The sequence below is a fragment of the Chryseobacterium sp. Mn2064 genome (assembly GCF_049319685.1).
Lineage (GTDB): Bacteria > Bacteroidota > Bacteroidia > Flavobacteriales > Weeksellaceae > Chryseobacterium.
Window position 1 is genome coordinate 16230 of record NZ_JBMOUE010000005.1, and the last position, 13956, is coordinate 30185.

The 13956-nt window shown below is 34.7% G+C and carries 13 protein-coding genes; all 13 read right to left on the bottom strand.

The genetic code is table 11. The features are described from left to right. Positions 1–19: 19 nt before the first annotated feature. On the bottom strand, positions 20–451 hold the full coding sequence (locus ACL9RH_RS17625; RefSeq protein WP_422694660.1) for a hypothetical protein: 432 nt from the start codon (positions 449–451) through the stop codon (positions 20–22). A 93-nt stretch (positions 452–544) separates the two neighbouring features. Next, positions 545–958 (bottom strand): type VI secretion system tube protein TssD, encoded by a 414-nt coding sequence (tssD, locus tag ACL9RH_RS17630; protein WP_422694661.1) that lies wholly within the window; start codon positions 956–958, stop codon positions 545–547. Positions 959–1292: 334 nt separating this feature from the next. Beyond that, positions 1293–1745, bottom strand: coding sequence for a hypothetical protein (locus ACL9RH_RS17635; RefSeq protein ID WP_422694662.1), 453 nt, complete (start codon positions 1743–1745; stop codon positions 1293–1295). A gap of 65 nt (positions 1746–1810) precedes the next feature. Further along, the gene (locus ACL9RH_RS17640; RefSeq protein WP_422694663.1) at positions 1811–2371 is read right to left on the bottom strand and encodes a hypothetical protein; all 561 of its coding nucleotides are present in this window, start codon (positions 2369–2371) and stop codon (positions 1811–1813) included. 131 nt (positions 2372–2502) lie between these two features. Continuing rightward, entirely contained in the window at positions 2503–2955 is a 453-nt protein-coding gene (locus tag ACL9RH_RS17645; protein WP_422694664.1) for a hypothetical protein, read from the bottom strand. Positions 2956–2958: 3 nt separating this feature from the next. Further along, a complete protein-coding gene (locus ACL9RH_RS17650; RefSeq protein ID WP_422694665.1) occupies positions 2959–3597 on the bottom strand; it encodes a hypothetical protein in 639 nt (212 codons plus the stop codon). A gap of 4 nt (positions 3598–3601) precedes the next feature. After that, positions 3602–4951 carry a PAAR-like protein gene (locus tag ACL9RH_RS17655; RefSeq protein WP_422694666.1) on the bottom strand — a complete coding sequence of 450 codons (1350 nt, stop codon included), beginning with the start codon at positions 4949–4951 and terminating at the stop codon, positions 3602–3604. After that, positions 4944–6014: a hypothetical protein gene (locus ACL9RH_RS17660; RefSeq protein WP_422694667.1), complete on the bottom strand. Its 1071-nt coding sequence runs from the start codon at positions 6012–6014 to the stop codon at positions 4944–4946. Before ACL9RH_RS17660 ends, ACL9RH_RS17655 begins: the two co-directional genes overlap by 8 nt. Positions 6015–6023: 9 nt before the next feature. Continuing rightward, entirely contained in the window at positions 6024–8195 is a 2172-nt protein-coding gene (locus ACL9RH_RS17665; RefSeq protein WP_422694668.1) for a type VI secretion system Vgr family protein, read from the bottom strand. Positions 8196–8392: 197 nt separating this feature from the next. Next, positions 8393–8806 (bottom strand): type VI secretion system tube protein TssD, encoded by a 414-nt coding sequence (gene tssD, locus ACL9RH_RS17670; protein ID WP_422694669.1) that lies wholly within the window; start codon positions 8804–8806, stop codon positions 8393–8395. Positions 8807–9228: 422 nt separating this feature from the next. Beyond that, complete coding sequence (locus tag ACL9RH_RS17675) at positions 9229–10095, bottom strand: lytic transglycosylase domain-containing protein (RefSeq protein ID WP_422694670.1); 867 nt, start codon at positions 10093–10095, stop codon at positions 9229–9231. 66 nt (positions 10096–10161) lie between these two features. Continuing rightward, a complete protein-coding gene (locus ACL9RH_RS17680; protein WP_422694671.1) occupies positions 10162–12657 on the bottom strand; it encodes an ATP-dependent Clp protease ATP-binding subunit in 2496 nt (831 codons plus the stop codon). Between the two features lie 277 nt (positions 12658–12934). Further along, positions 12935–13606 carry a hypothetical protein gene (locus ACL9RH_RS17685; RefSeq protein ID WP_422694672.1) on the bottom strand — a complete coding sequence of 224 codons (672 nt, stop codon included), beginning with the start codon at positions 13604–13606 and terminating at the stop codon, positions 12935–12937. Between the last annotated feature and the right edge of the window lie 350 nt (positions 13607–13956).

Below are 13956 nucleotides of genomic sequence, written 5' to 3' on the forward strand. Positions count from 1 at the left end.
TTGTCTTATGATTTAGCTGTTAACAGTCATGATTTTCATAGTTCAGCTTTTCCATTTTGTCTTCATAAGTCTGCATTTCTTTTTTACTTATGTTTACTTTTTTAAGCTGTACCGGGATTTGCTTTTTATTATCCGGGCTTATCCAGGTTCCGTTCATCATCTCTCCTTCTTTTTTCAAAATCATGAGACCGGTAAAACCTTCTTCTACCATGGCAAATTGTTGTTTTGCCCCTTCAGTTACATTAAGTTGCAGCCAATTGCTGACTTTTTCGTAGCGATACATACCGTTATAGAAAGGATCGCCTCCACAGCCATTTTCTACCGACTGTAGGAATAGGGTTACCTGCATTTTTCCATTTACGGTTCCTTTGTATAAAGTAGAAGTATTCTGTGCCTGTAAGGAGGTAAAGTAAGTTATAAAAGCAATAATGAGTAAAAATTTTCTGAACATTTTTTTATTTTAGATCTGAGGATTGATAACACAAAACAGTACACTCCATGAGCATACTGTTCTGTTGTAATTTTTTTATTAAAGTGTATCGGCTTATTTACCTGATGAAGGCCATAGTCCAGCGTACTCAGAAGTACCGTATCCGATAGTTTCTGCGCTTACTACGAAGCTGATCAGCATACTGTTGCTGTCGATAGCGTCAAAGTCTACTTCGTGTTGGATAACGTATCCGTTTTCCCATTTTAGAGTGATCAGCGTTCCTTCTTCGTGTGACTTGTTGAATGTAATTTCACCTACTGTAGGTTTGTATTTTCCGTTCAATAAGCTTTCTAGGATGTCTGATTTTTCAGTAGCTTCTACTGTAACTTTGATCAATGCGTTAGAAGGGTCTGATGCTACACGTCCAGATACGTCTGTAGATCTTGAAACGCTGTAGTTCATTTTTAACAGCTTCTGCCCTTCTCCGTTGTTGAATTTTAAGATTCCTCTTGAATTTCTTTCTGCCATGATTGTAAATTTTAATCGTTAGTAATAAATTGTAATTCAATAATTATATAACAAAGATAAAGCCCCAGGTTTTGAAAAAAAAGGTTTTGAGGGGAAATCTGAAAAAGTGTAGTAGTTCTACGATTTTGTGTCGTAATTCTACGACAATGGAGTTAATAAAACAACACAAATGTCTAGTAATAAATATTTTATATATCATATTGCAGAAATAAACAAGCGAAAATTAATACACAAAAATGGGAAATAAAATGAGTAAAAATGAGTACTTATTGGGTGTAAAATCCATTTTAATTTTATTCATTTATGAATAGATAGGGATTAAATAGTATGATATTTATTTTGGAGCTCCAAAACATACCCCATAATAAATAATAAACCCGCCAAGGAAAAATATCAGTTTGAATCCTAATTTTATATTATCAACATTATTGATTACAAATTTTATAGGATTTCTGTCTATATTCTGAGAGTTATTGGCCTGATGAAATCTTATTAAAACATTCTCTAAAATAGTATCAACAAAAAACAGAACAAAAAAACTAAAAAAGAATAATGAAATAATTCCCATGCATAGATTTAAAAACTGTTTTTCATACACTCGAAGGCTATTGTCATATTGGGAAGCATACATTAAAAAGACAAAATACGCTATCATTAAAAACATAAAACCGGCAATGATTCCCACTCCCGTAATGATTAAAACTTTTCTCTTTGAATATAATGTAGGGAGTTTGAAAAGAAGGAAACCATACAAAACTATAAATGTGACATATAATAAAATCTTCATTTTATCCAATTATTACGATTGTAGAACAGGCTAAATTTTTCTCTCAATAAATTTTGAACAACTTATTATATATTGATTATATATAAAACACATCCTATAGTTATTATCGAAATAAGTACTAATAACAATGGTAAATAGGCTATACAATCAACAATCAGATTTCTACTTTTTTTACCTTTCAATACTTTATCGATATATTTACTAAGCTGATCAACATTATTCGAATCTATTGTTGTGTAACTAGCCAAATCCTTTGAAACAATATAAAATATGCAGTTGCCTTTATCTGTTTTAATATGAAGTAAAAATCCAAGTCTTTTAGGTAGTATATTTCTATAATAATACTTATTTATCACATAAATATCTTCTAAAGTATTCTCATTCCCAACAACTACCAAATCAGTGTCAGCATTGAAATAAAAATTAACGACTTTGGATTTTTTTACATTGACACGATACATTATCAATGTATATAAACTTAGCCCAGCAATAATTATATAGGTTTGTTGAGTTGTATACTTCATCTCTGTACCCAAACAATAGAGAGTTCCACACAATAATATTGCCCCTATACATCCTAATATGGTGGTCCGTTTATTAGCTATTCTTACTTCAAAACTATTCATTATATTCTATTTCGAAAAGAAGATAGAAGTCAATTAAAAAATAGAATATAAATTATTATACTTTTACTGAATATATTCTATTTTTTTAACACCAGCTTTTATCTAAAAAAGACCTTTTCAGGTCTCTTATTTTATCTTTGCTTCCGCTCTAATGAATCCAATATTTTAAAATTAATTTCCAAATCAGAAGTACCTAACTGTCTGGCTTTTTCTAAAAATTGTTTGCCTTTTTCTAAATCTCCAGAATATAAATAGCTCATTCCTAAAGAAATCAAAACCTTTTCATAATCTTGAGTTCCTTTTCCATAGTCAATATCATAAGCTTTCTTTAAATTTTGAATTGCATTTCTATAATCACCAATTTTTAGGTAAGAAGATCCTAGCCCAACCAACACATCAGGTTTCTTAGTTGGATCAACATGGTTAAAATTGAAGATTGCCATTTCATATTGTTGTTTGTCATAGGCATCCCAACCATCATTATATGATTTTGTATTGGCATCAGTAAAAAAATTGTCTTTAATAATCACTATTAAAAAACCAAGTGCAATTACCCCTAAAATTATTTGTAGTATTTTTTTCATATCTTAAACTATTAAGTTGACAAACAAAAGAATAAAACATAAAATCATCATTCCACCTATTTTATGCTCTAATTGTGAGTCTTTATCTTCCTGTAATGAAACTTTAAAAATTTTCTTTGTTATAAAGATGATTATATAAGGCAATACAAGTAAGATAAAAGCAGTTAAAATAGAATAATTGTATTTCCAGATATCTAAAAATAAAAATAGTTTATTGGATTCCAAATATATTTTTCTTAGTCCAAAATAAGGGATAGGTTCTATTTCATTGAGTTCTCCACCAAAAATATCTTTCCGATGTTTTATTTCTTTGTTTTTAATTCTATCACTATCTTTTTGGCGGATATAAAAAGAAATATCGACTTTATTTTTCTTCTTATCAATATCCCAAAACCACGTATTAAGGCCTTCAAAAATTCCCGGATACTTTCTACTAATTCTTATTTCATTTCTTATAAAATTATAAGTAACAGTAGTACTTCTTCTACTGGAATAAACTGTTGTTTGATTTTCGGCCTGAATCCAATTTTCATGTTTTACATGAAAAAAATCATAGCCTGTAAGTACTAATGAGTATAAAAAATAAATTAGACAAAAGTATAATGTAATGAGATGGAATTTTGCGGCGTTTATTTTTTTCATATAATCAATCTTTCCCAGCCAATACTGTTATTTTTGCTCTTGCGGATGCTTCTTCATTTTGCATAGCCTTTATCAAATCTTCCGCTTGTCCTTTTAAAATAAAATTGGTTATTCCTTTATAAGTATCTTGTACTAATCCCATAAAAACTCCGCCTCCTTTCGGCCCTTCTTGCCTACTAAATGATGGAAGTCCTTTTTGATCCAAATAAGCATTTTTTAGTGAATTTCCAAATGTACCTGGAACATTTGATCTGCTTATTGGATTGTATTGAGAATTAGAAGTGAATTGATTTTCTTCAATAATCTGATACCGGCCTCCATAGTCTGATCCTGTTACAATTCTATAAGGAGTACCAACATTAGGGTTTCTACCTGGAATAGCTCCATCAATTCTGTTTGCTGACGATGTTTGCATTGCCCCTCTTTCTTCAATATCATCTAAACGGACCGATGAAGATGTTGTCTGCTCATAATATATTGATGTTCTATTCCCGACAGTTTCTTTTCCAACTCCTGCAGCTCCTCCTACATCATTTGTGTGTTCGTAAATGGCTTTGTCTCCATTAGAATTGGCAATTTTATAATTTTTCACTAATTCTTCTGGATCAGTTTCAAACCCATCTACATATGTTTTTACTGTATTCCCATCACCAGTAGGTACAATAGAGTAAACACCTCCTTTAGCCTGATCTATGCCCCAGCCAACACCATAAGCTGTTCCCGTTGTCAATGCAATTCCTCCTAAATAATTCCAGCCGGCAACAGCTCCGAAAGTTGCAAAAGTAGTTTTAACTGTAACCGCTGTTGTCCCTATTGCAGCCAATGCCGGATATAAAATATACGAAAGAGCTATTACTCCTACAGTATTTATAATTGTTTTTCCTAATGTAAGGTCAGTAAATTCATCTGCTGCTTTTTCAGAGTATAGTATCATCACGTTTCCACCTAGTCGACATGGTATTTGTGAATTTTCTAAAAGTGGATGTTTTCCAACAGTTAATACATCAGTATCAAAAGGAGTCCAACTATGAAGTAACATTCCACAAATTGATGGGATCAATGATGCTCCGGCTCCTGCAGCAGCTCCTGCCGCCGCAACAGCTGCAACGGCTAATGCTCCACCTGATAATATTGACCCTGCGACAAGAGCAAGACCTGCTACTGCCCCAATAATTGCTCCTGCAACAATCATCTTACCACACATAAAATTTCCACCAGGTCTATCATCTACCGTTGCTTTTAGGTATCCCCCTGCAATAGTCACTTTTCCCTGGCTGGTCACTTTTATCTGTTGTTTTTTCATTCCATTGGAGCATACCAACCATGCTCCGTCCGGCACATATAATTTAGCCATTTTTGTTGATTTTTGTAAGTTCTATTTTGTGCTCTGTCAAATGACTATATTTATTACTTGCCTGTTCTTTGATTTTAGAATGGCACAATAACATTTTACCTTGTAGAAAATCAAAATGATATTCCAAAGACCATGTTAATGAATAGCTGTAAGGCTCTTGCAAAAAGTCTTTCAATTTCGTATTATAAATTTCTCTTAAATGTCCATTTTTATTTGAATCAGACTCAGAATAGAATTTTATTTTAACAATATTTCCTTCTCTCTCCACTTTCCTTTTCTTAGAAAGAGTTACTTTTTCATTGGCAAATATTTGTGAAACATATTCCTGCTTTTCAAGTTCAGCAAAAATATTGAGTTCGGTGTACTCATAAAATACATCATTAAAAAACAAAGTATAAAGAACATTATTTTTTATCAAAGGCAAAGTATTACTGAAATCTTTATCCCCACCTTCAATCATATTTTTTTCTTCGAGTGTATTTCCGAGCTCAGGTTTTAAACTTTCTTTTAAGACATTCCAAGCTTGTCTTATTTCCTCCTGATTAGTCAGCGATTTAATATGACCTTCAGGAAAAAGTTCAACATTCAGATGTTCCAGGGGCTTATTAAATTTCTGCATATACTCGGCAAACTGTCGATAAATAGATTTAATATATTTTACCTGATGTGATTTCTGAATAATATCTCCATAAAAGCCATCCTCTTTTTTTATTTTATTAAAACCCCAGACTATTTCTGTCTCTGAATCTATCATACTGCTCCCAGCAACCTGCAAATCTATTGTTTGCAGAATAGTATACTGGCTTTCTTTAATTTCTTTCTGTGTAAGTATAACTTTTTCCGTAGACAATAAATCTTCTTTATTTTTTTTAAGAATTTCAACAGAATTCGGAATAATAATATAATCTGACCACGTAGGTAAAGTATTGTCAGCTTTAATCCATTCATGTGGCCTTGAACTATTATTATGATATTCTTTCAGTTCAGAAACAGTCAACCCAAGTTCTTGAGCTATTAAGACTAAAGTATCTGCTGTTTTTATGTAATATTTGTGTAATTCCAAATTTATATCTTAATTTTCTATGATTTGACTTCCAGAGATTGTCGTTTTTCCACTGAATAAAGCTTTTGCCGGGCTTGCACCTTCTATTGATGACGAAGTTTTTCCCTTTATTTCAATGACATCACTTTGAATGGTAATTTTTCCACTTGTGATTTCAATATAGCTGGTATCAGATACTTTTATCTTAACTGAGGTTTTCCCGCTCAAATCAATTACACCATCATTTCCCATTGTCAGGACACTTTGTCCATCTCCTACATTGTGAATACTCTTTGAAGTTACATTAACCGTGCTATTGTTTTTAATTTTCACCGTGCTATCATGTCCAATATCTTCCGTACTATCATTGCTTACCTCTGTCTTGATATTCCCGGTTCCACTCAATGTAACATGATTTCCACTCCTATCTTTAATTTCAATACCACATCCATCATGAAACTGAATGATATTACCACTTTTACTGCTTAGGCTCATCACATTATTTCCAGCTCCACCTCCAGCACCTATTCCGCCATGGAACATTCCACCCATCACAAACGGACGATCAGGATGCTGATGTACAAAGTTGACAATGACTTGATCTCCAACTTCAGGTATGGACATAAATCCTCTGTTTTTGTTCACTTTATCACTGCTTCCGGCATCAGGTGACATCACCCGGATAAATTCTGTAATATCCGGTCCGTTTTGCCAGTCAAACTGTACCTGAACTCTTCCTTGATTCTGAGGATCTGTATTGGAAATTACTTTGGCAAACTGTGCTTCCGCTCTTGGATTTTCGAACTCAGGTCTTGGAATGAAACCCGTATCTGCAGCAATGGCCTCAAAATGACCATCATAATATCCTCTGGCATCTACCTCATGAACCACTCCAATGATCATTAATTTAGTAAAATAGGCTGTATCATTAGTATCTGCTTTACGCATTTCAATGTCTGCAGTACATCCTGGATATAAAAAAGGGACAGTAGTGGTTCCCGAAGTGATAAAAACTTCTGACGCCTTACTTCCGGCCGTTCCTTTCTGAGAAGCATCAATATCCATAAAAGATGATGCCTTGATAGGTGCCACTCTTAAAGAAGGAGTGGTAAATGTTTTTTCTGAGATTTCATAAGCCCGTCTTGCAATATCTGAAGTGTGATTGATCTTTGAACTTCCGCCAGTTAATTTTTCATGCTTACTACTGTTGTATCCGTAGAAACTTGGACTTACATGCTGGGCTTTCATCTTAACAGCAATATCGCTTACGCTACTTCCATAGGTAAGTTTTATAGGTTTTTCCTGTGGAGGAAGCTTACCGAAGTGCAGCACTTCTCCATCATAATAGAACTGCTCGCCATAAGCCTCTGCCATTCTTGCAAGATAATTGTAATGGGTTTCTTCGTATTGTGAGCTGTAGGAAACATTTCCATGTTGGGCATCTACTCTAAAGTCAAATTTATTTTGTCCCAGCCCTTCCCTGATTACATGATCTGCAATACTGTTCAAACTTACAGGCTGACTGCCTCCAAAGCTTTGAATATGAGGGGCAGCATCCAATAATACGGTTGGGCTGTAACCTTTCAGTACAATATTTCCCAGACTGCCTTTTTCCTGGCTGAATCCTACTTCTGTAACGACTCCAACAAAGTTTCGTTCAGCACCTTTATCAATATCTTTATACTTGAAAACTACCGTTATTCTTTTTCCTAAAAAATTCTGTGCTTCTTCCAGGTTGTGGTTTTCTGCGCTTCCTAATGTGTCATGTGCCAATGTAAGACTGAATTCATGATGTTTGGCTGCGCTTTGTACCAATCTAAAATGTTTGAAGTGATTAATAATCTGACCTTCAATAACGATATCCAGTTTTACCACGCGGTTGATTCCCGCAATAAAACTTTCTGCAATGGCTTCTACATTATGTATTTTTGAGGTAGGCTGCTTGGCCCACACTTTATTTTCAACGATGGAAGGATTATTGGGAACGAAGGTCTGATTCATGAACAAATCTGCTCCCTGTACAGCGGCTACACTTTGTTGTCCTGTTGTTACAGTTTTTTTAATTTTTCCGCTTGCTTTACTCACTTTTTCTTCTGCTTTTTGAGTAATATTTTCTTTGACAGCATCTTTCAGCTGCTCTTTACCTGCCTTCAAGCTGGCATCGGAGTTTTCTACTCTAATTGTTTTGTCATCCTGAAACATAGTGTTTTGTGTTTTGGTTATATATTAAATAAATGATTGCTGATACAGCAAATACAGAATCAAGATATATTTTACAGCTATACTCACAAAGAATACGTCTGAAATATCATGGTATTATATGGAAAAAACAGAACAGTATACCCTTACGAGTGCACTGTCCTGTACCAATTTTATTTTTACTAAGATGATGAATAGGCTTATTTACCTGATGAAGGCCACAGTCCAGCGTACTCAGAAGTACCGTATCCGATAGTTTCTGCACTTACTACGAAGCTGATCAGCATACTGTTGCTGTCGATAGCGTCAAAGTCCACTTCGTGTTGGATAACGTATCCGTTTTCCCATTTTAAAGTGATCAAAGTTCCTTCTTCGTGTGATTTATTGAATGTGATTTCTCCTACTGTAGGCTTATATTTTCCATTCAATAAGCTTTCTAGGATGTCTGATTTTTCAGTAGCTTCTACTGTAACTTTAATCAATGCATTAGAAGGATCTGATGCTACACGTCCTGACACGTCTGTAGATCTTGCTACGCTGTAATTCATTTTTAACAGCTTCTGACCTTCTCCGTTGTTGAATTTTAAGATTCCTCTTGAATTTCTTTCTGCCATGATTTGTAAATTTTAATCGTTAATAATATTTTGTGATTTGGTGATTGTTCAACAAATATAGAAGGTCTTTTTTAGTAAAAAAAACTTTTGAATGTAAATCTGAAAAATTGTAGTAGTTCTACGATTTTGTGTCGTAATTCTACGACAATGCATTTAATAAACACGCTCAAATGGCTTCAGAAAAGCCTTTTTATATATGATTGATTACTTTAAAAAAAGGAAATTTTGCACATCACAGAGAAATAATCATGATTAAAGGGAAGAATTCTGTTCAAAAAAGGAGATCTTAAGCAACTATACTTAAACTATTTTCATAACTCTATTTTGTGCTATTTTTTTTACTATACTCAAAAGATCAATCCATAAGAAAAGATCTCCTTAATACGAAGGAGATCTCTATAATAAAAGTTTTTACTGTCATTTTATTGCTGAACGGCTGCTCCCACTTTTATGGAACGCATCAGTATTTTATTTTTTCTTAGCAGAAAATCCGGCATCAGATCAGTGGGAAGGAAAAATGTACTTTCACCTTTTTTCTGTAATTCTTCTACAATTCCAGGATTCCATGATAAAATTCGGTCTATCTCAACATTCAGTTCGTCTGCAACCACTTTCAGATTAAACCCTGCATTGATCTCTGTTTCGGCTAGGTTTTCAGTTACGGTTTTTCTATTTCCGTTTTCAAAGAATATCTTATTGATTCTTGCTGAATTATAGTTATTCAACACGCTTTGAAGTTCTCCTGTCGCATAGCAGGCATTAAGATACTTCTTTACGTGATTAATGGTCTCGGCCGGAAGATATTTATAAAATTCGTGGTATTGGGAAGACCCTGCAGCCTGCATTGCTTTCGCTATATTTCCTTCACCACAGTTATAGGCAGCTACTACAGTTACCCAATTGTTGTACTTTTTATAAAGATTACTCAAAGAGATCGTTGCTGTTTTGGTACTCTTATAAATATCTGTACGCCCTTGTTCCGTGAGCCCGTATTGATTGGCATGAGCGGTCATAAACTGCCAGATTCCCACAGCACCGGCTCCTGAGGTAATATTTTTATTAAAATGTGATTCTATAAGAGCCAGGTTTCTCAAATGCTTTGGAAGTCCTTTTTGAAGGAGCAACTGCTCAATAAATTCAACAAGATCTTTGTTGGCATTAATGATTCCCTGGTATCTTTTTACACTGCTTTCTGAGGTATCTGAAGCCTCCAGGAATTGTCCGTTTACAAAAACAACGGTTCCTAAAAGCATCACCCCTGTAAAAATGTTTCTGAAAATCGTTTTCATTTTAAATATATTTGAAAGGCAAAAAGGTAAAAAATGGATTCGTAAATTTACTTTTTTGCTTCATGATTAATCTACTTTCCAGCTTAGTTTTTCTTCTTCTTTATTCCAATCTACATGAATAGTCTGTCCGGATTTCACTTCTTCTCTAACGATCATTTTAGAGATTGGTCTTGCAAGCTGTGCACGGATAACTCCTGAGATCTGTCTGGCTCCATACTTACTGCTGAATCCTCCTAAAGCAAGGTTTCTTACGGCATCATCACTTATTTTTAAAGCAATTCCCAGTCTTGTCAGTGAAGTATGAAGTGATTTCAGCTGAATATTGAAAATTCTTTCTGCAATAGATTCTGTAATCGGAGCAAAAGGAATAATTTCTGTAATTCTGGCCAAAAATTCGGGTCTGAATCTTCCCGAGTTGGACATAATCTGCATCAACGAGGATGATTCCGGGATTTTCCCTTCTTCAAATTGTTTTACGATTTCTTCGCTTCCGATGTTTGAGGTAAAAAGGATCAAAGCATTGCTGAAGTCTCCTTCTTTTCCCAGTTTATCATGAACTTTTCCTTCGTCCATGATCTGAAGAAATACATCAAATACGGAATGGTGTGCTTTTTCAATTTCATCAAACAAAACAACGGTATAAGGCTGCTGTCTGATTTTATTCACCAGCATACCTCCTTCTTCATACCCAACATATCCCGGAGGCGCTCCATATAACAATGCTGCGGAATGTTCTTCTTTAAATTCCGACATATCGAAACGTACCATCGCTTTCTCATCATTGAAAAGCAATTCTGCCATAGATTTTGCCAGCTCTGTTTTTCCGGTACCGGTAGGCCCTAAAAGAAAGAATGATCCAATTGGCTGGCCTGGCTTATTCAGACCACTTCGGTTTTCAACGATAGCATCGGAAAGGATTTTCAGAGCATGATCCTGACCTACAACTCTGTTCAATAGCAGAGATTCCATATTTAGGAGTTTTTCCTTTTCCTGAGCCTGAATTTTTCCGATCGGGATATTAGTCTTTGCAGCCATTACTGCGGCCAGTTCAAGTCGGTCTACTTTCTCTCTCTTCTTAGCAGCGTGTTGTAAAAGTTCTGCGTAAGTATCTTCAATAATCTTCTGAATCTGATCTACAGGCATAGAATTATCTATCGCCGGCTGCTCACTGAGTGATCCCCAAAGAATAGGGCTTATTTTATCTCTCAGGAGATTGTAAGTCCAGATCAGTTCGTCTGCTTTATCTTTATTGTCTGTAAATTCTTCTTTTAAAATAGATTCATAGCTTTCTTTCCAGCTTTCCAGTTCTTTTTCGGAAAGTTCATCGAGCATTTTGATGGCAGCCATGGTTCTATCTAATAAATCGATGGCAGCATCTGGTAATTTTTTACCTTTTGCATATCTTTTTGCCAATCTTACACATTCCGGAAGGGCTGTTTTTTCAACTTCAATACCGTGGTGCTTTTTATAACCTTCCAGCAATACATCAATCATTTTCACACACGTTTTTTCATCCGGTTCGTTCACTGTTAACACTTCAAAACGACGGTTGAAAGCCTGTTCCGGTTCAATAATTTTTCTATATTCTTCCTGAGTGGTGGCTCCAATTACAGTAATTTCACCTCTTGCAAGTTCCGGTTTCAGAAGATTCGCTACATTTCCGATGCTTCCTTTTGGATCTAAAAGGGTATGGATTTCGTCAATAAACAAAATGGCCTTTTCAATTTTCTTACATTCATTGATCACCTTTTTCAGACGGTCTTCTATTTCACCTTTATATGAAGTTCCTGCTAATAGTGCTCCGGTGTCCAACTCCAAAAGGGTTCCGTTTTTCAACATTTCCGGTACATTTCCTTTGGTTATTTCGATGGCGAAACCTTCTACCAAAGCTGTTTTTCCAACACCGGGTTCACCGATGATGATGACATTTGGTTTGCTTCTGCGACAAAGGATTTCTACAAGCATTCTAAGCTCTTTATCTCTACCAATGATATTTTCAAGATCTCCTTTTCGGGCCTGTGCTGTTCTGTCTACACAATAGCTTTTAATGGATGGAAAAGATGAATCTGAATAGTCTGATCCATTTGAAAATACGGAAGAAAAATCTCCATCTTCTGAAATAGTAAAAGGTGTATCTTTTCTATACAGATTGAATATATCGTGTTCTCTTAGCGGAAGAGATTTTAACTGTTGGAGCGAGAATACGACTTGCGGCTTTACGATAGCTGTCAGAATACAGATGGGCGTAATCTCATCCAGTCCCAGTTTCAAGCGGATGTCGTCTGCTTCTTCGATAAGGGTGTCTACTGCATCATCCTGCCCCACTTCATCTGGGAGATGAGCTGTTTTAGGATATTCTTCAATACGAACATCTGCCCATTCATAGAAATAGCCTGGATCTTTATCTATACTTTTCAGGAATTCATTAAGTCCGATATCTTTATGCATCAACGCCTGCAGGATATGTGGTCCTCCATACGTTCCGTTATAGTTTTCCTTCGCTATCGACTGAGCAATGTGAAATAGTTGCTTTACTGTTTCGTTGGTTACTAGTACTCCCATTTATAATTTTTCTTATATTAATATATTTGCGTTCTGTTTTACTTTTTTCAGATGATTTGATGTCTGAATTTTCACTTTTCTCTTCCCTGGTGATGGAGGAATGAAAAACGAGTATTTTATTTTGCTAAAATTAAATATTTTATTCTAAATGTGATAAAGATAGTTAATTCTTCAGTCAGAGAAGTAATAGCCGTTGTTTTCCTCTCTTTGGGTGTGTTGTATGGTAAAGTTGAAACCTCCAATTTCTTCTTTTAATTTCCTTTCTTCTACCCAATAATTATATATTCAAAAAATACAGAAGAATCAAACTTATCCACTGAAGTCCAATGTAGATATAAAATATCATCGCAGAAGGTTCTGCTAATTCATGGAGCTTTTCCAGCAATTGGATTTTAATGATTTCTGAGAAGTCTGCATTTTCCGCTCCAAGATTCAATTCATCAAATTTTATCTTGTTGAGAGTATAACCAATGATCTTTTTGAGTATTTTGTTTTCAGAGCTGTTTTTAAATTCGTTCAGCAGTTTAACTTTCGCTATGGCAAAATCTGCACTGGACCTAACTACTGTAGGCTGCTTTGCTTTAAATACATTAATCACCTTATCAATAAAAGGAGTTACAATGGTTTTTGAATGATCCTGAAGCAATTTATGAATGACAACCGACATTGCATATTTCGTAGCAAAAACAGCGGTAAAAAACGGTGCAACAATTGTTAAAATATAAAATAAACCTGCAGACACCGGCTTTGCCATTACAGTTGCCACTAAAAAAGCAGCAGCTCCGCTATGTCCCAATGATGAGCCCAAAGTTTCTGAAAGGATATAAATTCCCAGAACCAGAGTAATAATGGTTGAAAAAACTCCTAATGCATAAATTTTAAAAAGGCTGAAAACAAAGACTGCGGAAAGTTTTGAAAAATATTTGAGGTGAGTGGTAATGGTATTCATTGATGGTTTAGTTTTTATATGATGTCTTAATGTAAAGGCTGTATAACCCTCTGCGTTCTTCTCTTTAAGAAACTTAGTAACAGAGTACATAGAGAAAAAAACGTTAGCACAATATACATTACATTTTCCAAAGCCTCAAATCTTGGATTGTAATAAAACAATTCAGAGATGTAGAATAATTCAAGAAAATATATCAAGATGATTCCTATACAAGCTATAATACGATGCCAGATGGATTCCTGCTCTATAAGAAATGCCGAAAAAAGCAATACGAAAATATTGACAATAAAAAGCAACAACATGGCTACGGCAGAGCCTAGTTTTATGATATTGAAAAATAAAACCAGCAG

Bases quoted from the DNA above. Each gene is read 5' to 3' on its own strand.
- ACL9RH_RS17685 (WP_422694672.1), bottom strand. From the start codon at position 13,606: ATGAATACCATTACCACTCACCTCAAATATTTTTCAAAACTTTCCGCA.
- ACL9RH_RS17680 (WP_422694671.1), bottom strand. From the start codon at position 12,657: ATGGGAGTACTAGTAACCAACGAAACAGTAAAGCAACTATTTCACATT.
- ACL9RH_RS17625 (WP_422694660.1), bottom strand. From the start codon at position 451: ATGTTCAGAAAATTTTTACTCATTATTGCTTTTATAACTTACTTTACC.
- tssD (WP_422694669.1), bottom strand. From the start codon at position 8,806: ATGGCAGAAAGAAATTCAAGAGGAATCTTAAAATTCAACAACGGAGAA.
- ACL9RH_RS17635 (WP_422694662.1), bottom strand. From the start codon at position 1,745: ATGAAGATTTTATTATATGTCACATTTATAGTTTTGTATGGTTTCCTT.
- tssD (WP_422694661.1), bottom strand. From the start codon at position 958: ATGGCAGAAAGAAATTCAAGAGGAATCTTAAAATTCAACAACGGAGAA.
- ACL9RH_RS17675 (WP_422694670.1), bottom strand. From the start codon at position 10,095: ATGAAAACGATTTTCAGAAACATTTTTACAGGGGTGATGCTTTTAGGA.
- ACL9RH_RS17650 (WP_422694665.1), bottom strand. From the start codon at position 3,597: ATGAAAAAAATAAACGCCGCAAAATTCCATCTCATTACATTATACTTT.
- ACL9RH_RS17645 (WP_422694664.1), bottom strand. From the start codon at position 2,955: ATGAAAAAAATACTACAAATAATTTTAGGGGTAATTGCACTTGGTTTT.
- ACL9RH_RS17655 (WP_422694666.1), bottom strand. From the start codon at position 4,951: ATGGCTAAATTATATGTGCCGGACGGAGCATGGTTGGTATGCTCCAAT.
- ACL9RH_RS17665 (WP_422694668.1), bottom strand. From the start codon at position 8,195: ATGTTTCAGGATGACAAAACAATTAGAGTAGAAAACTCCGATGCCAGC.
- ACL9RH_RS17640 (WP_422694663.1), bottom strand. From the start codon at position 2,371: ATGAATAGTTTTGAAGTAAGAATAGCTAATAAACGGACCACCATATTA.